The organism is Bradyrhizobium sp. 482_C4_N1_8 (assembly GCF_052075965.1).
GTDB lineage: Bacteria > Pseudomonadota > Alphaproteobacteria > Rhizobiales > Xanthobacteraceae > Bradyrhizobium > Bradyrhizobium barranii.
On record NZ_CP197231.1, the window covers coordinates 1,713,242 to 1,733,610 of the forward strand.

Sequence of the window (20,369 nt, forward strand, 5' to 3'; positions counted from 1 at the left end):
GGCCTCACTCCGCCGCGATGGTCATCCCGTAGCCGAGCCGCTTCGAGATCCCGCCGGCGCAGTCGCGCAGGGCATGGGCGATCGGGCTGTCCCAGCGCGCATCAAACGTGCCTTCCGGCCCCATCGCGGTGATCACCAGCGCGACATGGCCGGAATGGTCGAACACCGGCGCCGAGAATGCGTTGACGCCGGGAAGGGGATCGCCGAGCGCGCGGGCGAGTCCGTGTTTTCGGACCTCCGTGAGCATCTCGGCGACCTTCGCGCCCTTCACGGCGCGCTTCGGATTGTACCCGACGCCGTGGCGGTCGAGGCCGCTTTCGAGCGCAGCGTTGATCGTCTTCTCCGGCAGGAAGGCAGCGAACGCCCGGCCTGTAGCCGTTTCCAATAGCGCCATCACCGAGCCGGCGCGCATCACGATGTGAACGGGCTGACCGGGCTCCTCCAGCTGCACCACGGTCGGACCGTGCGTGCCCCAGACCGCCAGCGAGACCGCATGTCCGATCTGACTTGCGAGCGCTGCGATCTTCGGACGCGCGATCCGCACGCCGGAGAGCCGGCGCAGGCTGATCAGGCCGAGCTCCAGCGCCAGCGCGCCGATCTCGTAGCGGCCGGTGGTCTCGTCCTGCTCGATCAGCCCGATGCGGGAGAAGCTGGCGAGATAGGGATGCGCCTTGGCCGGCGTCATGCCGGCCTCGCGCGCGAGATCGCGCAGCATCATCGGTTCGCCGCATCTCGCGAGCGCACGAAGCAATTCTCCGCCGACCTCGATCGACTGGATGCCGCGGCTTTCTCTCTTCATGCGTCTCCTGGCGCGTGGCTTACGCCGCGTTGCGCTTGGCGGCGCTGTCGGCGAGATGACGGCCGGCAATGTAGCCGAAGGTCAGCGCCGGCCCAAGCGTGATGCCGGCGCCCGGATAGTTGCCGCCCATGATGCTCGCCATGTCGTTGCCGGCGGCATAGAGTCCGGGAATCACCCGTCCCTCGGCATCGAGCGCCCGCGCGTTCTCGTCGGTGACGATGCCGGCATAGGTGCCGAGATCGCCGACCACCATCTTGATGGCGTAGAACGGGCCATTCTCGATCGGCGCGATGCAGGGATTGGGGCCGTGCATGGCGTCGCCCTGGTAGCGGTTATAGGCTTTTGAACCTTTGCCGAAGGCGGCGTCGTGCCCTTGCGGCGCAGTCGCGTTGAACTGCCTGACCGTCTCGGTGAACGCCGTCGCATCGATGCCGGCCTTTGCCGCGAGCGCCTCCAGCGTGTCGCCGCGCATGAGATAGCCGGTATCGAGGTGATGACCGAGCGGCATCGGGAACGGCGGCACGCAGCCGAGGCCGTATTTGCGCAGCGTCGGGTGATCGCAGACGAGATATGCGGCGATCTCCTCGCCGGGCTTGGCGGCCTTGATCATGGCCTGGACGAAGTCGTGATAGGAATTGCCCTCATTGGCAAAGCGCTTGCCGTCCCGCATCACCGCGATCACGCCGGGTTTGGCGCGGTCGATGAAATGCGGCATCACGCCGCTCGAACCATCCTTGCGTTTGGTCACCGACACCGGCACCCAGGCCGCCGCGTTCGGCAGACGATCCTCGACGTGACCGCCGGCGCTTTCTGCAAGGCGCAGGCCGTCGCCGGTGTTGCCGGTGGGGCCCGGCGAATAGTGCTCGTTGCCGGTCGGCGCATGCGGAAACATTTTTTTGCGCCGGGCGACGTCATGGGGGAAGCCGCCGCAAGCGAGAACGACGCCTTGGCGCGCGCGAATGCGGATCTCGCGTCCTTCGCGAGTCACAATGGCACCCGTGACCGCGCCGTTCTCGACCGTCAGCTCGCGCACCGGCGAGGACAGCCACATCGGAATCTTCAGATCCTGTGCGGATTTCGCGAGGCGACCGGCCAGCGCGTTGCCGTTGGTCAAGGTCATGCCGCGGCCATAGCGCAGCACGTCCATCAGGTGCCGTGACAGGCGCTTGGCGACGTATACCGCCGAGGTCAGCGACTTCGTCACCCGCATGAAATGGATGATCTCCTTGCCGGAGCCGAGCATCATGCCGAACACGGTCAGCTCGGGAAGCGGCATACCCAGCGTCTTGATCTGGTTACCGAGCTCGCGGCCGTCGAACGGGCGCGTCACCATGGAGCGGCCGCCCTGCGCGCCGCCCGGCGCTTCGGCGTGATAGTCGGGAAACACCAGCGGCATGTCGAAGCGCAGCGCGGTCTTGGTGGTGAAGAAATCGACCGCCTCCGGACCCGCACTCAGGAATGCATCGACCCGCGCGGCATCGAAGTTGTTGCCGGCCTCATGGCGCAAGTACGTGCGGGCCTGCTCCGGCGCCTCCTCGATGCCGTAGGCCTTCGCCAGCGACGTACCGGGGATCCAGAGCCAGCCGCCGGAGCGGGCGGTGGTGCCGCCGAAGCGCGGCTCCTTCTCGACGATCAGCACGTCGAGGCCGCGATAACCCGCGGTGATCGCGGCCGACATGCCGGAGGCCCCCGATCCGGCCACGAGCACATCGCACTCGTAAGTCTCAATTGCGTTGCGCTCGTTGCCGGTCATGCGGGCCTCATTTCTTCAGCAGCGGACATTTGGATTCGGAGACCGGGCGGAAGGCGTCCTCGCCCTTCACGGTCTTGACGATCTCCAGATAGTCCCACGGCTCCTTGGACTGCTCGGGCGATTTCACCTTGGCGAGATACATGTCGCGGATCACGCGGCCGTCCTCGCGCAATTTGCCGCCATGGACGAAGGTATCCTCGATCGGCAGCTCGCGCATCTTGGCCATCACCTTGGCGGGATCGTCGGTGCCGGCGGCCTTGATGCCCTTCAGATAATGCAGCACCGAACCGTAGACGCCGGTCTGGATCATGGTCGGCATCACCTTGGTGCGCCCGTAGAATTTCTTCGACCAGGCGCGGGTCGCCTCGTCCATGTTCCAGTAGGACGCCGTTGTCATGTAGGTGCCCTGCGCGGCCTTCAGGCCGACCGCATGCACGTCGGTGTCGAACATCAGGAGACCGACCAGCTTCTGGCCGCCCTGCACCAGGCCGAACTCGCCGGACTGCTTGATGGCGTTGTCGGTGTCCTGGCCGGCATTGGCGAACGCCACCACGTCGGCCTTCGAACTCTGCGCCTGGAGCGCAAAGGAGGAGAAGTCGGCTGTGTTGGTCGGATGCTTCACGCCGCCCAGCACCTTGCCGCCCATCTCGTTGATGAACCGCGTGGCGTCCTTTTCGAGCTGCTGGCCGAAGGCATAGTCCGCGGTGATGAAGTACCAGGACTTGCCGCCTTCCTTGATCACGGCGGAGGCCGTCACCTTGGACAGCGCGTAGGTATCGTAGGTGAAGTGCACGGTGTTCGGGCTGCACAGCTCGTCGGTCAGTGAGCTCGCCCCGGGGCCGGAGAGCAGCGCGATCTTGTTGCGTTCGCGCACCATGTTGTGCACGGCGATCGCGATGCCGGAGTTGGGGATGTCGACGACGGCGTCGACCTTGCCGTTGTCGAACCAGCCGCGCACGATCTGCACACCGACATCGGTCTTCATCTGGTGGTCGGCGCTGATGATCTCGATCGGCTTGCCGAGCACGGTCGGCCCGAACTCCTCGACCGCCATCTTGGCCGCCTCGACCGACCCCGGCCCGCTGTTGTCACGGCCCCAGCTCGACAGATCCGTCAGCACGCCGATCCGCACCGCGTCGTCGGAGACTTGCGCGCGCGCCGCCGTGGTCATGGCAGCCGAAGTCATGGCCGCGAGCAAGGTGCAGGCCAAAAGCCCTCTCATCGTCGATCCCTCTCTTATTGGCCGCTTGGCGCGGCTGGTTATTGTGGGGGGTAAATTAGATATTGGCGAATGAGTTTGTCAATGGCGAATAATGGGGGCGATGAGTTCCATGGTCGCCCGGGAGACATTGCCGGAGGCGTGCGCGCAACTGCCGCCACACCCGTCATTGCGAGCGCAGCGAAGCAATCCAGACTTTCTCCGCGGAGGCAGCCTGGATTGCTTCGTCGCAAGAGCTCCTCGCAATGACGGAGTGCGGGAGCAGCGACGCGCAAAAATCTCGCATCGTAATCTCGCACAGAGATCACACCTCCGCAGGTTGCAACCGCCATCGCGATTGGCCATGATGCCGTCAGGAATCTTTGGGGCAGGGCATGACGGCAGCAACGGGGGTCTCCGCGGCCGCGGAGAGATCGACGACGGCGCATGTGGTGTGGGCAAGCGCGCTCGGCACCGCGATCGAGTGGTACGATTTCCTGATCTACGGCACGGCAGCTGCGCTGGTCTTCAACAAGCTGTTCTTTCCGAGCTTCGATCCCTTCGTCGGAACGCTGGTGGCGTTCTCGACCTATGCGGTCGGCTTCGTGGCGCGTCCGATCGGCGGCGCGATCATCGGGCATTACGGCGACCGGCTCGGCCGCAAGACCATGCTGGTCGCGACCATGATCGCGATGGGGCTCGGCACCTTCCTGATCGGCTGCCTGCCGACTTACAGCCAGATCGGCGTCTGGGCGCCGATCCTGCTCATCATCCTGCGCTTCGTCCAGGGCATTGGGCTCGGGGGCGAATGGAGCGGCGCGGTCGTGATGGTGATCGAGCACGCCGGTGATCGGCGCGGCTTCTACGGCAGTCTGGTGCAGATCGGCTTTCCGGTCGGCGTCGCCGCTTCGACCGGTATCTTCGCCCTGATGACGCAACTGCCCGAGGCCGACTTTTTGAGTTGGGGCTGGCGCGTGCCGTTCCTGATCAGCATCCTGCTCGTCGGCGTCGGCTTCATCGTGCGGCTCAAGCTCGCGGAAACGCCGCATTTCAAGGAAGTCGTCGAGCGCAAGGAAGTGCTGGCGCAGCCGGTGCTGGAGGTGCTGCGCCGCGACTGGCGCAGTTTTCTGCTCGCGATCGGCATCACGGTGTCGGAGGTCGGGCTCGCCTATCTCCTCACCGTCTTCACCGTGGTCTACGCGACGACGAAACTCGGCCTGCCTCGCCAGGTGATCCTGAACGCGGTGGTCTATGCCGCGCTCGTCGAGTTCGCGACGCTGCCGCTCGCCGGCTGGCTCTCCGATATCTTCGGCCGCAGGGCGCTGTATCTCGCCGGCGGGGTGTTCTCGGTGGCGCTGGCGTTTCCGCTGTTCTGGTTCCTCGACACCAGGGAGCCGGCGCTGATCACGTTCGCGCTCGTCGTCACGATGACGCTGACGCACGCGCTGCTGTTCGGGCCGAAGGCGGCGTTCATGCCGGAACTGTTCCGCACCCAGGTGCGCTACAGCGGCGCATCGCTCGGCGCCAACGTCGCGGCCGCGCTCAGCGGCGGCTTCTCGCCGCTGATTGCGACCGCGCTCCTCGCATGGGCCGGCGCCTACTGGCCGGTGTCGGTCTACATCATCGCGCTGTCGGTCATCACGATCATCGCGACGCTGATGGCGCCGGAGACGGCGCGCGACGCGCTGAAGTCGTAGGCGCGGTCACCGGCAGGCGGGGTTTGCTGCGTCCGGAAACGCCAGGAAGGTGACGGTCGCCGGCACCAGCCGGATCGCTCCCGCAGGTGTTGCGCGCGGCTCAAGTCGGGGCAGTTCGTCGTCGGCACTCAGCGCGAGCGTCTTGCCGTTCAGCTGAACTGTCGCGTCTTGCAGCCGCCTCGCATGTATCGTGTAACGCTCGGCGGGGTGTGACAGCGTCAGGGTCGATGATGCATGCCGCGATGCGTTGATTGCGAGCACGGACACGGCGCCCCGCATGCCCGGATGGCAATGCGCGTAGAGATGGAGATCTGGCGCGGCGACCGGGTTCGCGTCGAGCACGATCGTTCCCATCAGCCGATGCCAGAGCAGCGCAGCCCAGTAGTTCGGCCGCGGACGAAACGTTCCCTCGTCGAGCAGGCCGTAGTCGCTGGCAGCCAGCGTGTTGTGCATCACCACCTGGACGCCGGCCCTTGCGAGGCGTCCGTGCTGGTCGAGATAGCGAAAGGTGTCGAGAAACGTCTTGTCCGATGGATTGCCGCCGCAGGCGGCGTTTGCCGTCTCCGTCAGCCAGATCGGCTTGCCCGGCTCGAATGCGTCGCGCAGGGCGCGGTAGGTCGCGAACGTCGCGTCGGTGCGTGCCAGCCAGTCCGAGGAGAGCGTCTGCGCCGGATCGTCGCGGCCGCCGCAGCGCGGCGAGAGCGTGTTGTAGTGATGATAGGAGAAGCGATCGATGCCGGGGGCGGATGCGGCGAGCAGATCGCGCGTGGTGATGCCCGACCCGGATGGCGACGGCGCGTCGCCGGTTGAACCCGGACCGACGATCAGCGTCTCGGGCGCCGCGCGTTGCATCCATTCGCGAAAGATCCTGAAGTCCCGGCCATAGGCGGCCGCATCATATCCCGGCGGCGCGCCGTTCGTCGCCGCAAGCGTCGGCTCGTTCATGAATTCCACCGCCGCGATGTGGCCACCCAGCGAACGCGTCGTGTCGATCAGGCGCTGCGCCTGATCGGTCTTCCACGCGCCATCCGCATCGCGGCTGCCCGGACTGATCGCGAAGGACGTGACGATCTCCGCGTCGACTGCGCGCGCAAAGTCGATGACGTCGCGCCATCGGTTGCGGCTGAGCACGTCATTGAATCCCGGCGGGGGCTTGGCCGGCGCATGGTTCGTGTCGGCAAAGAACGTCGCATTGGCCCAGGTGCCGCTCACGCGCAGATAGGCCGGCGCCAAAGCGGCGGCGAGCTTGCGCAGCCGCGCATTGGCAAGATTGATCGGCGGCCTCTCGCCGTAACGATCCCGCTCATCGAGCGTGCGCATTGTTTGCGGATAAGGTTTCCAGAACCGGCCGCCGGTCACCTCCACCATTTCGATATTGTAGGATTGAAAGCGCGCATCGATCGTCCCGATCGCCTTCAGCTCGGCGGGTGCGATGGAGGCGCCGCCGGCGTGCGCCGCGTCTAACGTTGTGGCAGCGAGCAGGCTCATCAGCAGCATCTGCGGCCGAAGCAGCCCGAAGGCCGACTTGATCCGCGACACGGTCATCTGGTCCGCGGCGCAGCGGCGATGGATTTCCCTCCCGGCCGGCCCTTGCGCACCGAATTCCAGAAATTCTCGGCCGCCCGGGTCATGCGGGCCCGCGTGCGGAACAGCGAGACGCTGATCGGAATGTCCCAATCCGCACCGCCGGCGCGCAACAGGCGGCCGCTGTCGAGATCGGCGCGGACGAGGCTCATCGGAGCCCACGTCACGCCGCGCCCTTCGCGCGCCATGTCGACCAGCAGCATGACCGGCGCGGCGAAGCCGGGCGCTAACCACGCCGTCGAATCCTTCGCGGCCAGGAACGAGGTGACGAGCCGCCCCACGCCCGAGCCGGGGTGATAGGCGAGATAGGGCAGCGGCGCGCCCGATGCGCCGGGCAGCGCGTAACGAGGCTGTGCCTTTTTGCTGCTGCGTCCACCGCGGCCCGGTTTTGCAGCCGGCGCGCTGATCGGGATCAGCACGTCGGTCGCGAGATCGACGCGCTGGAAGCGGTCCATGTCGAGCCGGCTCACCAGCGTCGGATGGTAGTGCGCCAGCATGAAATGCGCCTGCGCGTCCAGAAGTAGCTTCTCGCAGCCGGCGAAATTCGAAGCGACGAGCTGCACGGCCGAGTCGGCCCGCGCGCTGTCGGAGTTGCGAATCCATTCCGGAAAGAAGGTCTGCGACAGTGAATGCGTGGCGGCAAAGGTGATGGTCTCGGCCTTCAGCCGCGCCACTTCGAGCGCTTCCTCGCGTCCGACCAGGACCCGGCGCAGCACGTCCTCCGCGACGGGGCGAAAACTCTCGCCGGCCGGCGTCAGCGTGATCGTGTGGGTCGAACGTTCGAACAGCGGCGTGCCCAGCCACTCCTCGAGCGACCTGATGCGGCGGCTCAGCGCCGGCTGGGTCACATGCCGTCGCTGGGCGGCGCGCGAGAACCCGCCTTCCTCAGCGATGGCAAGGAAATCCTCCAGCCAGACCAGGTCCATGATGCGGTTTTGTCCTCAAATCATACCGATACGGCATTAGCGCCTGACACGCCGCTGGTCCAATGTAAACGGCATCGCAAGACAAGAACAAAGCGCCACCTTCGCATGGCGCGACGATGCCGTTGGAGGAAGCAAATTGCAGATCGCCGCAACGCCGCTGTCTGAGCCCATATCGACTGAGCCGATGTCGCGCCCGGTTTCCGAACGCCGCCGCAAGCCGCTCTGGCGCGAGCAATATGTCCTCGTCGTCGCCGGCGCCGCGCTCGGCGCACTGTTCGGATTCCTGCTTCCGACCGTCGCCGTCGAATTCAAGCCGCTCGGCGATGCCTTCATCTCGCTGATCAAGATGACGATCGCGCCGCTGATCTTCCTGGTGGTGGTCACCGGCATCGCGCAGGTCGGCGACATGAAGGCGGTGGGCCGCATCGGCCTCAAGGCCTTTGCCTATTTCGAGGCGGTGACGACCGTCTGCCTGTTGATCAGTTTTGTGGTGGTGCGCTGGGTGCAGCCCGGCGCGGGCGTGGCGCATGCCACGGCGCAGCAGGCGGAGACCGTCGCGCGCTATTCGCAGGCCCATGTCGGGTCGTTGTCAGCCTACATCCAGCACATGATCCCGGAGAGTTTTGTCGGCGCGTTCGCGGCCGGCGACGTGCTCCAGGTTCTCGTGCTCGCGCTTCTGTGCGGTATCGGCTTGCTGCTGCTCGGCGAAAAGGCAGCGCCGCTGCGGACGGGCCTTGAGCGGATCACCGAACTCGTCTTCAGCGTCGTGCATGTCGTGGTGGCCTTGGCGCCGATCGGCGCCTTTGGTGCCATGGCTTTCACCGTGGCGAAGTTCGGCGCCGCCACGCTCTATGCGCTGGCGCTATTGGTCGGCACCGCCTGGGCGATGATGGCGTTCTTCATCTTCGTCATTCTCAACGTGATCTGCCGTCTCGCCGGTATCCGCCTGATGGACCTGTTGCGCCTCTTGCGCAACGAGCTGCTCGTCGTGCTCGGCACCTCCTCGTCGGAGACTGCCATCCCCGGCATGATGGAGAAGCTGCCGAGGGCGGGTGTGGGGCGGGCAGTCGCTGGCCTCGTCATTCCCTCCGGCTATTCCTTCAATCTCGATGGTGTCGCGCTGACGCTGCCGCTCTCCACGATGTTCGTCGCCCAGGTCTACGGCATCGAATTGTCGGCCGGCCAGCAATTGAGCCTGTTCGTGGTGATGCTGTTCACCAGCAAAGGCGCCGCGGGCGTTACCGGCGGCGCTTTCGCCGCACTCGCCGCGACGGTGATCGCCGCGGGGTTGCCGGCGGAGGGACTGGCGCTGCTGCTCGGCATCGACCGCTTCATGTCGCTGGCGCGCGCCATCACCAACACCATCGGCAATGCCGTCGCCGCCGTCGTGGTCGCGAAATGGGATGGGGAATTCAACCGCGAGGACTGGGCTCAGTCCGCCGCTCAAATCCAAGAAGTGAAGTAAGGACTCAAGGTTTCTATCATGGCTACCAGCACCAAAGAACTGCCCGTCATCGCGCTCACCCCCGGCGATTGCACTGGCATCGGCCCCGAACAGGTCGCGCGCATTCTGTCCGATGACCGGCTCGCGGATGCGGCCCGTCTCGTCGTCGTCGGCGATGCCCGCGTGCTCGAGATGGGCATGGCGCATGCCGGCGTGAAGCTGAAGGTCGAGCGGATTGCCTCGCCCAAGGCGGCCAACTGGGGCCGCGGCGCCGTGCAGCTCGTCGACCTCGGCAACACCGATCCCGGCAAATTCCCGATCGGCAAGGCCAGCGCGGAATCGGGCCGGCTGACCGGCGAGACGCTGTCGCGTGCGATCGATTTCGCCAAGGCGGGCGAGGTCGACGCGATCACGTTTGCGCCGCTCAACAAGCGCGCGATGTTCGACGGCGGATGGAAGTTCCCCGACGAGCACAAGATGTTCGCAAGCCTGCTCGGGCATAAGACCTATTTCTCCGAGATGAACGTGCTCGACGGGCAATGGATGTCGCGCGTGACCGGGCATCAGTCGCTGCGCGAGGCGCTCGACGGCATCAATCCGGCGAGCATCACCGACTCGATCGAACTGGTCGACCGCATGATGCGCAAGGCCGGCGTCGCCAAGCCGCGCATCGCGGTCGCCGCCCTCAATCCGCATGCCGGCGAGAATGGCCTGTTCGGCCGCGACGAGATCGAGATGATCCGCCCGACGGTCGAGGCCGCCGCGAAGACCGGCATCGCCTGCACCGGGCCTTATCCCGCCGACACCGTCTATATCCGCGCCTTCGCCGGCGAATTCGACAGCGTAGTCGCGATGTATCACGACCAGGGCCAGATCGCGACCAAGCTGCGCGGCTTCAACCGCGGCGTCACCGTCACCGCGGGTCTCGAGACCGTCTTCACCACGCCATCGCATGGCACCGCGTTCGACATCGTCGGCACGGGCGTCGCCAAGACCGGCGCGCTCGAAAGCGCGGTCCGCCTTGCAGCGCAACTGGTATCGATCAAGGTCAAGGAGGCTGCCCATGCAAACTGATCGCAGGACCCTGCTCCAGGCGGCGGCCGCGCTGCCGCTTGCAACCGTCGGCGCCAACGCGGCATTCGCGCAGGCACCCACCGCAGCTCCCGCAGCAGCGCCACCCAAGGAGGTGACGCGTGCGCTGGCGCATTATCTCGTGACCGCGAGTTATGACGACCTGCCGGCCAATGTACGCAAGGAAGGCGTGCGCACGCTGCTGAACTGGGTCGGCGTCGCCATTGGCGGATCGCATCACGAGACGGTCGATATCGCGGTCTCCGCGCTCGGTCCGTTCTCCGGGCCGCAGCAGGCCTCGCTGTTCGGGCGGCGCGAGCGGTTCGACATCATGAACGCGGCCTTCATCAACGGTGTGTCGAGCCATATCTTCGACTATGACGACACCCACCTGAAGACGATCATCCATCCTGCCGGTCCCGTGGCCTCGGCCATTCTCGCGCTGTCGGAAATGCAGCCGGTATCGGGCAAGGAATTCCTGAACGCGCTGGTGCTCGGCGTCGAGACCGAGTGCCGGATCGGCAACTCGGTCTATCCGAACCACTACGATGTCGGCTGGCACATCACCGGCACCGCCGGTGTGTTCGGCTCGGCCGCGGCCGTCGGCAAGCTGTTGAAGCTGAACGAGCAGCAGATGACATGGGCGCTCGGCCTTGCCGCCTCGCAGCCGGTGGGCCTGCGCGAGTCCTTCGGCTCGATGAACAAGAGCTTCAATCCAGGCCGTGCCGCATCAAGCGGCATTTTTGCGGCGATCCTGGCCTCGAAGAATTTTACCTCGTCCGACGCCATGATCGAGGCCAAGCGCGGGTGGGCCAACACGATCAGCACCAAGCAGGACTACAACGAGATCCTGGGCGACCTCGGCAAACGCTATGAGGCCGCGCTCAATACCTACAAGCCATTCGCCTGCGGCATCGTCATGCACCCGGCGATCGACGCCGCGATCCAGCTCCGCAACGAGAGCAAGGTGACTGCGGACCAGATCGAGCGCGTCGACCTCAAGGTCCATCCGCTGGTGCTGGAGCTCACCGGCAAGAAGACGCCGAAGGCGGGCCTCGAAGGCAAGTTCAGCATCTATCACGCGGTCGCGGTCGCCATCGTCGAGGGCGCCGGCGGCGAGAAGCAGTTCAGCGACCGGGCCGTGACCGATCCGACCGTCGTCGCGCTGCGCGGCAAGGTGAACCCGGTCATAACATCAGGCATCAAGCCGGAGCAGGTCGATCTCACCATCATGCTGAAGGACGGCCGCAAGCTCAACCGCTACATCGAGCATGCGATCGGCAGCGTCGAGGTGCCGATGACCGACAAGCAGCTCGAAACCAAGTTCTCGGACCTTGCCGAGGGTATCATCCCTGGTGCGACGATCCGGCGCGTGATGGACGCCTGCTGGAATGTCGAGAACTTGCCGAACGCGGCGGAGATCGCAAGGATGTCGGTCGCAACCTGACCGCGGAGGAGAACAGCATGCCGTCACGCCGCCGTTTCCTGCAGTCCGCCGGTTCGGTTGCCGCCTTGGCCGCGACCGGCGGTCGTGCGGCTCTCGCGGCGAGCCCAGGTGTCACCGAGCGTCTCGCCCGCTACATGGTCGCCGCGCGCGACCAGGAGCTGCCGGAGCAGGTGCTGCTCGAATGCAAGCATCGCATTCTCGATACGCTCGGTGCGATGGTGTCGGGCTCACGCATGCGGCCGGGCGAGATGGCATTGAAATATATTCGCACGCTCGGCGGTGATGAGCAGGCATCCGTGATCGGTTCCGATTTCCGCACCACGGCGGTCAACGCGGCATTGGCCAACGCGATGTGTGCGCATGCCGACGAGACCGACGATTTCGAGCCCGTCACCAAGGCGCATCCTGGGTGTTCGGTCGTGCCGGCTGCACTCGCGATTGGCGAGCGCGAGCATCGCAGCGGACAGGATTTCATTCGCGCCGTTACGCTCGGCTACGACCTGACCTGCCGGCTGCTGATGGCGCTGGGCCCGGATCTCGTGCGCGGCTCGCATCGGAGCGCGGAGGGAACGTCGTCGACATTTGGCGCGCTCGGCGCCGCCGCATCGCTGGCTCAGCTCGACGAGAAGGGGACGCGCTACGCGATCTCCTATTCGTCGCAGCAGGTGTCCGGCCTCTGGAGCTGGGTCAAGGACAAGGACCATATCGAGAAGGCCTTCGACTTCGCCGGCATGGGCGCACGCAACGGCGTGATGGCCGTCGACATGGTGAAGAATGGCTTAACAGGCGTCGACGACGTGCTCGACGGCACGCATAATCTCTTCATTGCACTGTCGAGCGATCCGAAGCCGGAAGAGATGGTGAAAGAGCTTGGCAGTCGCTTCTACGTCACGGAGACCGCAATCAAGACATTTTCGGTCGGCTATCCCATCCAGTCGCCGCTGGATGCGATGTTGACGCTGCGCAAGCAGCACAGCCTCGCGCCAGACAACGTGCGTAGCATCCTGGTCAAGCTGCCGACCGATGCGATGGGAATTGTGGGCGAGAGCGCGATGCCAGACGTCAACTGCCAGCATCTCGTGGCTGTCGCGCTGGTCAAGGGCGCCGTGTCGTTCAACGACAGTCACGACGTCGCGCTGATGCACGACCCCAAGATCCTCGAACAGCGCGCCAAGGTGACGCTGGCCGACGACAAGGCACTGATGGACCCGGTAGCGCCGCGCGGCGCTGTCGTCGAAGTGACATTGACCGATGGCAAGAAGGTCGAGCACTTCACGAAATATCCGCCGGGCACCAAGGAGAATCCGCTGAGTACGGAAGCCGTGGCGGCCAAGACGCGGGATCTGATTGCACCGGTATTGGGCAGTGACAGGGCCGAGAAGCTGATCGACCAGATTGGTCATCTCGAACGGCTTGACGACGTCGGCAAGTTGAGGCCATTGCTGACGGCGTGATGAATCAATCAACAACAAGACAAACATCAAGGAAGTGCCCATGCGCGGGGTTATGCGACGCACCTTTGTGGCCGCCTGTGCGGCCGTTCTGTTCTCCGGCTTCGCGGTAGCGCAGGATTATCCCTCCCGACCCGTCAAGATCATCGTGCCGTTCCCGGCCGGCGGGTCCAACGACATCATCGCCCGCATCGTCGCGCAGAAGCTGACTGAGCGGAACGGCCAGACCTTCCTCGTTGAGAACCGCGGCGGCGCCGGTGGCAATATCGGTGCCGAGACGGTCGCGAGCGCAGAGCCCGACGGCTACACCTTGCTGCTGACCGCGCCGCCTCCGCTGACGATCAACGGCTCGCTCTACAAGAAGCTGCCGTTCGATCCTGCAAAAGCCTTTGCGCCGGTGGCGCTGATCGCCTCGGTGCCGATCGTGCTGGTTGTCAATCCGTCGGTGCAGGCGAAGAACGTCGGCGAACTGATCGCGCTGGCCAAGGCCAAGCCGGGCTCGCTGAATTTCGGCTCGTCCGGCATCGGCTCGACGAATCATTTGGCGGGCGAATTGCTCAAGAGCATGGCCGGCGTCGACATCGTCCACGTGCCCTATCGTGGCGCGGCGCCGGCGATGAACGACCTGCTCGCGGGCCAGATCCCCTTCATGTTCGACAACATGCCCGCGGTGCTGCCGCAGGTGCAGGGCAAGGCCATCAATGCGATCGCGGTTGCCGGTACCAAGCGTGCGGAAGCACTGCCCGACGTGCCGACCGTGGCCGACACCATTCCCGGCTTCGAGGCTTCGTCCTGGTTCGGACTGGTGGCGCCGGCCAAGACGCCTGCGCCCGCGCTCGCCAAGCTGAGCGGCGAGCTCGAGACCATTCTGAAGATGCCGGATGTCAAGAAGCGGCTCGCTGAACTCGGGGCCGAGCCCGGCACCGTTTTCGGCGACACATTCGGTCAGTTCATGACGGAAGAAACCGCAAAATGGGGCAAGCTCGTCAAGGCCTCCGGCGCCACGGTCGATTAGCGAGTTAGGGTAGCGTCATGGATCTGAACCTGGGCGGCAAGGTTGCCGTCGTGACCGGCGGCAGCGTCGGCATCGGTCGTGCCATTGCCGCCGAACTCGCGCGCGAGCAGGCGCATGTCGTCATCGTCGCGCGCGACGCCGAGCGGCTTGCGGCGGCGGCGCAAGAGATGTCGCGGGACACCGGCCGGCGCGTGATTGCCTGTGCCGGCGACATGACCAAGCCTGACGACATCGCCCGTGCAATGACCACCGCGCGCGAGGCCTTCGGCCGCATCGATATCCTCGTCAACAACGCCGGCGCCTCGCCGATGGGCCGGATCGCGGAGACGCCGGATGCGACCTGGGCCAAGTCGATCGAGCTGAAGCTGCTTGGCTACATGCGCTGTGCGCGCAATGTCCTGCCGGAAATGCGCGACCGCCGCTGGGGCCGCGTCATCAACATCATCGGCCGCAGCGGCCACCAGCCGCGCGCGGCCTATATGGCGGGCGGCGCGGTCAATGCCGCGCTGCTGAACTTCACGCTGGCGCTCGCCGAGGAATGCGCGCCGGACAATGTGCTGGTCACCGGCGTCAATCCCGGACCGGTGCAGACCGACCGCTGGGACAGCCTCATCTCTCAAGGTGCGGCGATCTCGGGCCAGGATCAGGGCGCGACCAATGCTGCGGCGATCGCCTCGGTTCCGCTCGGCCGCGTCGGGCAGCCGCACGAGGTGTCCGGCATCGTCGCGTTCCTCTGTTCAGACCGCGCGTCCTTCATTACTGGTACCTGCATCAATGTCGATGGCGGTGGAACGAGGTGTATCTAATGGCTAGCGAACTGCGGAAGATCGGTGTCAGCGAGGATTGCGAGCTTGCGGTTCGCATCGACGATTATCTGCTGCCATGGGACGTCAAACCGCCGGTCGTGATGCTGCACGGGCTCGCCGAGAGCGGCGAGGCGTTCCGGCGCTGGGTGCCGTATTTCGCCACGCATCATCTGGTGGTGCGGCCTGACCTGCGCGGCTATGGCGATTCGACACCGATGCAGGGCGACTACGTTTACCGCTTCGCAGGCCTTGGCGACGACATCATCCGGATGCTGGACGTGCTGAAGCTCGATCGCGTTTTCCTGGTTGGCGGCAAGATCGGCGGCACGCTGGCGATGCACCTGACCGCAAAACACCCGGATCGCGTGATCGCAGTCGCCGCGGTCGGTGCGCCGGCCTCGCTCACCTCGTTCAACGAGCGGGCGCCGACCTGGCGCAAGCAGATCCGCGAGCAGGGCGTCGAGCCCTGGGTGCGCGAGACCACGGCCGGCCGCCTCGGCTCCTCGCTGCCGCCGCCGGCGCCGGACTGGTGGATCAAGCTGATGTCGAAGACCAAGGCTTCGACGCTGGAGGCATTCCTACAGATGGTGCCGACGGTCGACGTCACCGGCGAACTTCCGTCCATCAAGCGTCCGACGCTGGTGATCACCACGACCGGCTCCGGTCTTGGCGACGTCGCCTCCGTGAAGGCATGGCAGGAAACGATTCTGGGCTCGAAGCTGGAAGTGCTGCCGGGCGATTCCTATCACGTCGCCGCGACTGACCCGGACGTCTGCGCGCAAAAAGTTCGCGCGTTCTTCGATCGCGTCGCGACTTAAGATGCACAGGGCGGGCCATTGGCCCGCCCTGCATTTGGCTCTAAGACTACCGTTCGACAAGAAACGGCAAATATCAGGGAGTGAAGCCATGACAAAAACCACGCGACGCAGCGTGCTCACTGCCGCGGCCGCGATGACAGCGGCAGGCCTTACTGAGGCGGCGCCGGCTGCGGCGCAGGCCGCACCCAAGCCGATCTTCCCGGTGCCGATGGTCGCGATCCCGATCGTCGGCGAGACCCAGGTGTTCCAGGTCCGCCGCATCTACTGCATCGGCCGCAACTATGCCGCGCACGCGATCGAGCGGGGCTCGGATCCGAACCGCGAGCCGCCGTTCTTCTTCCAGAAGCCGACGGATGCTATCCAGAACGTTGCGGTGGGCGAGGTCGCCGACCATCCCTATCCGTCGCTGACCAAGAACTATCATCACGAGGTCGAACTGGTCGCCGCGCTGAAATCGGGAGGCACCAACATCCCGGCCGACAAGGCGCTCGATCACGTCTATGGCTACGCGCTCGGCCTCGACATGACCCGGCGCGATCTCCAGAACGGCATGGCCGCGGAAAAGAAGCCCTGGGAGATCGGCAAGAGCTTTGACCACGCCGCGGTGATCGGGCCGATCCATCCGGCCAGCAAGACCGGCCATTTCGAGAAGGGCGCCATTTCGCTGGCGATCAATGGCACGGTGAAACAGAACTCGGATCTCAGCAAGATGATCTGGAGCGTTGCCGAGCAGATCGCAAAGCTCTCCGAAGCGTTCGAGCTGAAAGCTGGCGACATCATCTATTCCGGCACGCCAGAGAATGTCGGCCCGGTGGTGAAGGGCGACGTGCTGCTGTGCAAGCTCGAGGGCCTGCCTGATATGTCGATCAAGATCGTTTAACCGATCCCTGCAGCCAAGTATCGCGTCGGGAGGTGCTCATGTTGCGGCATGCTGTGATCGCCACGTTGAGTCTGGCCTTTGCGATCACCGTTGCAAAGGCCGAAGGCCCCGTGGACATCGCGCCGACGGGAGCGCTCCGCGTAGCGGTGGCCGTCGGCCCGGCCGCGTCGGCCTTCTGGACCACGCGCGATCCTTCGACCGGAAAGCCGCGCGGCGTCACGGTCGAGCTCGCCAGGGCCGCCGCTGACAAGCTGCACGTTCCGCTCCAGCTCGTCGAATATCAGAGCTCCGACGAGATCGCCGCGGCCGGCAGCAAGGACGTCTGGGATCTCTCCTTCATGCCGGCGGACGTCAAGCGCGAGGCGTTCGTGGACCAGGGGCCTGCTTACGTCGCCTATATGAGCGGCTATCTCGTGCGGGCCGGTTCGGACATCCTGATCGTTGCGGATGTCGATCGCGCCGGCATGCGGGTCGGCTGCATCGAAGGGACATCGACGTCACGTACGGTCGAGAAATCGCTGATGCAGGCGAAGCTGACAAAGTTCGTGAAGCCGGAAGAGGCGGCCGAATTGATCGGCAAGGGGCAGCTCGATGCTCTGGCGATGGGCATGGGAGCTCTGGAAGACCTTTCGCGAAAGCTGCCCGGAACCAAGGTGCTGGACGAAGTTATTCAATCGACCGGCGTGGTCGTGGTCGTTCCCAAGGGCAAGGCCGTGGCGAAGGCCTGGGCGGCGCGCTTCCTGGATGAAGCCAAGGTAGACGGGACCGTGCGTCGTGCGCTCGATGGTAATGGATTTACCAGCGACAAGATCGCGCCGTAGTTGCGCCGAACTGCGTCCGCTGGAACCGCGACTGGCGGCGGGGGTCTTTGAATTGCCGGAGTTCCATCGGCCATTGCCCCGTGTTGGGCAACGAACAAACCTCGTGCGGCCATATTTGAGTAAGAGTGATCTCCCGAGAGGGAGGCGCTCCGATGAAGAAAGTTTTGATCACTGCGGTCGTGCTGCTGGCTGGCGTGCCTGCGAGCGCCGTTGCGCAGGAGCGCGCTGGTGCTGCGGCGATAGGCGCCGTGTCCGGGGCCGTCGTGCTCGGTCCGGTCGGTGCGGTCGCGGGTGCAGTGATTGGCTATACCGCCGGTCCTTCAATCGCGAGGTCATGGGGCGTGAGAGGTTCGCGGTCGGCAAGACACCAGCAGCCGCCACGCCGCGAGGCGTACCGCGCAGCCGCGACCGGCGCTCCGCCGCGCGCGCGTGAGGCGATGAATGCCAACGGCCAGATCAGAGCTGCCAGCAATCCGCCGGCTCAAGCCACGCCCCCGGTGCAGCCAGTTCAAGCTGCCCCGGCTCCGCCGGCGGAGACTTCGACCCCGCCCGTTCAGGGACTCGAATGAGGCTCCGGCTTTAGGCCGCGGTCGTCTTCGGCCGCAGCCGGTCGACGGTCCGTGCGATCAGCGCGGCCACCTCCGGCACTTTTGGACCAATGCGAAATTCCGGCCCTGCGACGACGACCGAGAGCCGGCGGTCACCGATCGGCAGCGGGATCGCCGCGCCGGCGAGGTCGCGGCTGTAATCGGCGAAGCTCTGGCAATAGCCGCGCGCGATCGAATTGCGCAGCTCGATCTCGACCGCCTCGATGCTGATCGGCGTCGAGGGCCCGTATTGCTTGAACTCGATCTTGCGATAGACGGAGTCGCGCTCTTCCTGCGAATATTGCAGCAGCAGGGCGCGGCCGCTGGCGGTGGCGTGGATCGGCACGCGGTGGCCGATGGTCGCGAAATAGCGGATCGCGGCCTGGGATTCGACGACGTCGATGAACACCGCCATCACGCCGGCCGGCGCCACGATCGATGCGGTCTCGCCCGTCTCGGCGGAGAGATCTGCGATCAGCTGATGCGTCCACGGCGGCAGCGGCTCGACCTCGGAGATCATCCGTGCCATCGCCAGCCAGCGCGGCGTCGGATAGAATCCGGCGCGCGGCCGCGGTTCATAGAGGTAGCCCTTCTCGGACAGCGTCGCGAGCAGGTTGAAGGTCGACGAGCGCGGCCAGCCGAAATGATCGGCGATCTCGGCAAGCGTCGCCGGCTTCCTCGTTTGCGCGAAGAATTCCATGATCTCCAGGACGTTTGCGGCTTGGCGAACGATCATGGTGGCGGCGTTCCGATCTAGGTCTGGCCGAGGATCTTCTTCGCGGCGCGAAGATGCGGCTTGTCGATCATCTGGCCGTCGAGCCGCAGCGTGCCGGAGTTCGGATTGCTCGCGAATGCCGCGATCACTTTTTCCGCCCAGGTGCGCTCAGCCTCGGTCGGCTCGAATGCCGCGTTGACGACGTCGACATGTTTCGGATGGATCAGCGCCTTCGCCGAAAAGCCGTCGCGCCGCGCCGCCCGCGTTTCCTGCTCGAGGCCGGCGAGGTTGTCGATGTCGGTATAGACGGTGTCGATCGGCGCGACTTCGGCCGCGGCCGCCGCCATCAGGCAGAGATCGCGCGCGAGCCGATAGGGGCTGTGGAACACGCCGCCCGAGGCTTTCTCGGTGGCGCCGAGCGAGGCCGAGAGATCCTCCGCACCCCACATCAATCCGGCGAGGCGAGGGGAGCAGCCCTTGTAGCTGCCAAGCCCGAAGATCGAGCTGGCCGTCTCCGTCGCGACACAGACGATGCGGGTCGCGCCGACCGTGATGCCGGCCGCGGCTTCCAAGGCTTCGAGCCAGGTTGCAACCTGGCGCACGTCGTCGCCGCCTTGCGATTTCGGCAGCACGATGCCGTCGGGCTTGCCGGGCATGACCGCGGCGAGATCGGCGAGCGTCAGGTCGGTGTCGAGCGCGTTGACGCGGACATAGAGCTGATGCGGGCCGGGGCGGCCCTTCAGCATCGCAAGCGTCAGCCCGCGCGCTTCCGGCTTCTTCTCCGTGACGACGGAATCCTCGAGATCGATGATCAGCGCGTCGGCCTTGCCTTCGCTCGCCTTCTCGAATTTGCGCGGGGAATCCCCCGGCACGAATAGCATCGAACGCATCAGACCGGCCTCTTGTGCATCATCGCCATGCGGCGGCATTTGCCGACGATCTCGTCGTTCTGGTTCAAGGCGTGGTGCTCGAACTCGACGATACCCGCTCTCGGGCGCGATTTGGATTCCCTCAACGAAAGCACCTTCGTCGTCGCCCGCAAGGTGTCGCCATGGAAGACCGGTTTTGGGAACGTGACGTCGGTCATGCCGAGATTGGCAACGGTGGTCCCCATGGTCGTATCATAGACCGTCATGCCGATCATGATGCCGAGGGTGTAAAGGCTGTTGAAAATGCGCTGGCCGAACTCGGTCTTTTCAGCGAAATGCGCGTCGATATGCAGCGGCTGCGGGTTGAGCGTCAGCAGGCTGAACATGGTGTTGTCCATCTCCGTGACGGTCCGGGTCAGCGGATGCCTGAACTCCTGGCCCACGGAAAAGTCCTCGAAATAAAGTCCGGCCATCGCGGTTTCCTCCCT

18 protein-coding genes and 1 pseudogene are annotated in these 20,369 nt (G+C 65.4%); 11 read left to right on the forward strand and 8 right to left on the reverse strand.

Features of this window, described 5'->3' with window-relative positions; genetic code table 11:
- Positions 1-4 precede the first annotated feature (4 nt).
- Genes AB7Z56_RS08090 through AB7Z56_RS08100 form a run of 3 tightly spaced genes read right to left on the reverse strand, consistent with a single transcriptional unit; the run spans position 5 to position 3,774 of the window.
- Positions 5-799, reverse strand: a complete 795-nt coding sequence (locus AB7Z56_RS08090; RefSeq protein WP_063981360.1) for an IclR family transcriptional regulator — start codon at positions 797-799, stop codon at positions 5-7.
- A gap of 19 nt (positions 800-818) precedes the next feature.
- Entirely contained in the window at positions 819-2,552 is a 1,734-nt protein-coding gene (locus tag AB7Z56_RS08095; RefSeq protein WP_063981361.1) for an FAD-dependent oxidoreductase, read from the reverse strand.
- Positions 2,553-2,559: 7 nt separating this feature from the next.
- Complete coding sequence (locus AB7Z56_RS08100; RefSeq protein WP_441256181.1) at positions 2,560-3,774, reverse strand: ABC transporter substrate-binding protein; 1,215 nt, start codon at positions 3,772-3,774, stop codon at positions 2,560-2,562.
- Between the two features lie 371 nt (positions 3,775-4,145).
- Here AB7Z56_RS08100 and AB7Z56_RS08105 point away from each other — a divergent pair, with 371 nt between their 5' ends.
- The gene (locus AB7Z56_RS08105; protein WP_063981363.1) at positions 4,146-5,447 is read left to right on the forward strand and encodes an MFS transporter; all 1,302 of its coding nucleotides are present in this window, start codon (positions 4,146-4,148) and stop codon (positions 5,445-5,447) included.
- 6 nt (positions 5,448-5,453) lie between these two features.
- Here AB7Z56_RS08105 and AB7Z56_RS08110 read toward each other — a convergent pair whose 3' ends face one another.
- Positions 5,454-6,992 carry a hypothetical protein gene (locus AB7Z56_RS08110; RefSeq protein ID WP_063981364.1) on the reverse strand — a complete coding sequence of 513 codons (1,539 nt, stop codon included), beginning with the start codon at positions 6,990-6,992 and terminating at the stop codon, positions 5,454-5,456.
- Positions 6,989-7,957 carry a LysR family transcriptional regulator gene (locus AB7Z56_RS08115; protein ID WP_063981365.1) on the reverse strand — a complete coding sequence of 323 codons (969 nt, stop codon included), beginning with the start codon at positions 7,955-7,957 and terminating at the stop codon, positions 6,989-6,991. The genes AB7Z56_RS08110 and AB7Z56_RS08115 overlap by 4 nt, the downstream gene beginning before the upstream one ends.
- Before the next feature lie 136 nt (positions 7,958-8,093).
- Between AB7Z56_RS08115 and AB7Z56_RS08120 the strand changes: the two genes are divergently transcribed.
- The 10 genes from AB7Z56_RS08120 to AB7Z56_RS08165 all read left to right on the forward strand — a co-directional run bounded on the left by AB7Z56_RS08120 (position 8,094) and on the right by AB7Z56_RS08165 (position 18,279).
- Complete coding sequence (locus AB7Z56_RS08120; protein ID WP_063981366.1) at positions 8,094-9,422, forward strand: cation:dicarboxylate symporter family transporter; 1,329 nt, start codon at positions 8,094-8,096, stop codon at positions 9,420-9,422.
- A gap of 18 nt (positions 9,423-9,440) precedes the next feature.
- Positions 9,441-10,475 carry a PdxA family dehydrogenase gene (locus tag AB7Z56_RS08125; RefSeq protein WP_063981367.1) on the forward strand — a complete coding sequence of 345 codons (1,035 nt, stop codon included), beginning with the start codon at positions 9,441-9,443 and terminating at the stop codon, positions 10,473-10,475.
- Positions 10,465-11,919 (forward strand): MmgE/PrpD family protein, encoded by a 1,455-nt coding sequence (locus AB7Z56_RS08130; RefSeq protein ID WP_063981368.1) that lies wholly within the window; start codon positions 10,465-10,467, stop codon positions 11,917-11,919. The genes AB7Z56_RS08125 and AB7Z56_RS08130 overlap by 11 nt, the downstream gene beginning before the upstream one ends.
- 17 nt (positions 11,920-11,936) lie before the next feature.
- On the forward strand, positions 11,937-13,373 hold the full coding sequence (locus AB7Z56_RS08135) for an MmgE/PrpD family protein (protein WP_063981369.1): 1,437 nt from the start codon (positions 11,937-11,939) through the stop codon (positions 13,371-13,373).
- A gap of 40 nt (positions 13,374-13,413) precedes the next feature.
- A complete protein-coding gene (locus AB7Z56_RS08140) occupies positions 13,414-14,385 on the forward strand; it encodes a Bug family tripartite tricarboxylate transporter substrate binding protein (protein WP_063981370.1) in 972 nt (323 codons plus the stop codon).
- Between the two features lie 17 nt (positions 14,386-14,402).
- Entirely contained in the window at positions 14,403-15,191 is a 789-nt protein-coding gene (locus AB7Z56_RS08145) for an SDR family NAD(P)-dependent oxidoreductase (RefSeq protein WP_063981371.1), read from the forward strand.
- On the forward strand, positions 15,191-16,009 hold the full coding sequence (locus tag AB7Z56_RS08150; protein WP_354233152.1) for an alpha/beta fold hydrolase: 819 nt from the start codon (positions 15,191-15,193) through the stop codon (positions 16,007-16,009). The genes AB7Z56_RS08145 and AB7Z56_RS08150 overlap by 1 nt, the downstream gene beginning before the upstream one ends.
- An 88-nt stretch (positions 16,010-16,097) precedes the next feature.
- Positions 16,098-16,889, forward strand: coding sequence for a fumarylacetoacetate hydrolase family protein (locus AB7Z56_RS08155; protein ID WP_063981373.1), 792 nt, complete (start codon positions 16,098-16,100; stop codon positions 16,887-16,889).
- Between the two features lie 38 nt (positions 16,890-16,927).
- On the forward strand, positions 16,928-17,710 hold the full coding sequence (locus AB7Z56_RS08160) for a transporter substrate-binding domain-containing protein (RefSeq protein WP_063981374.1): 783 nt from the start codon (positions 16,928-16,930) through the stop codon (positions 17,708-17,710).
- A 152-nt stretch (positions 17,711-17,862) separates the two neighbouring features.
- Positions 17,863-18,279, forward strand: a complete 417-nt coding sequence (locus tag AB7Z56_RS08165) for a hypothetical protein (protein ID WP_084794986.1) — start codon at positions 17,863-17,865, stop codon at positions 18,277-18,279.
- 10 nt (positions 18,280-18,289) lie between these two features.
- Here the strand turns inward: AB7Z56_RS08165 and AB7Z56_RS08170 are convergent, their stop codons facing one another.
- The 3 genes and pseudogenes from AB7Z56_RS08170 to AB7Z56_RS08180 all read right to left on the reverse strand — a co-directional run.
- Positions 18,290-19,033: an IclR family transcriptional regulator gene (locus tag AB7Z56_RS08170; RefSeq protein ID WP_063981375.1), complete on the reverse strand. Its 744-nt coding sequence runs from the start codon at positions 19,031-19,033 to the stop codon at positions 18,290-18,292.
- A gap of 17 nt (positions 19,034-19,050) precedes the next feature.
- Entirely contained in the window at positions 19,051-19,902 is an 852-nt protein-coding gene (locus tag AB7Z56_RS08175) for an HpcH/HpaI aldolase/citrate lyase family protein (RefSeq protein WP_063986125.1), read from the reverse strand.
- Positions 19,902-20,369 (reverse strand): annotated as a pseudogene (locus AB7Z56_RS08180) (MaoC family dehydratase); the annotation flags it as partial. The gene AB7Z56_RS08175 and the pseudogene AB7Z56_RS08180, both read right to left, overlap by 1 nt.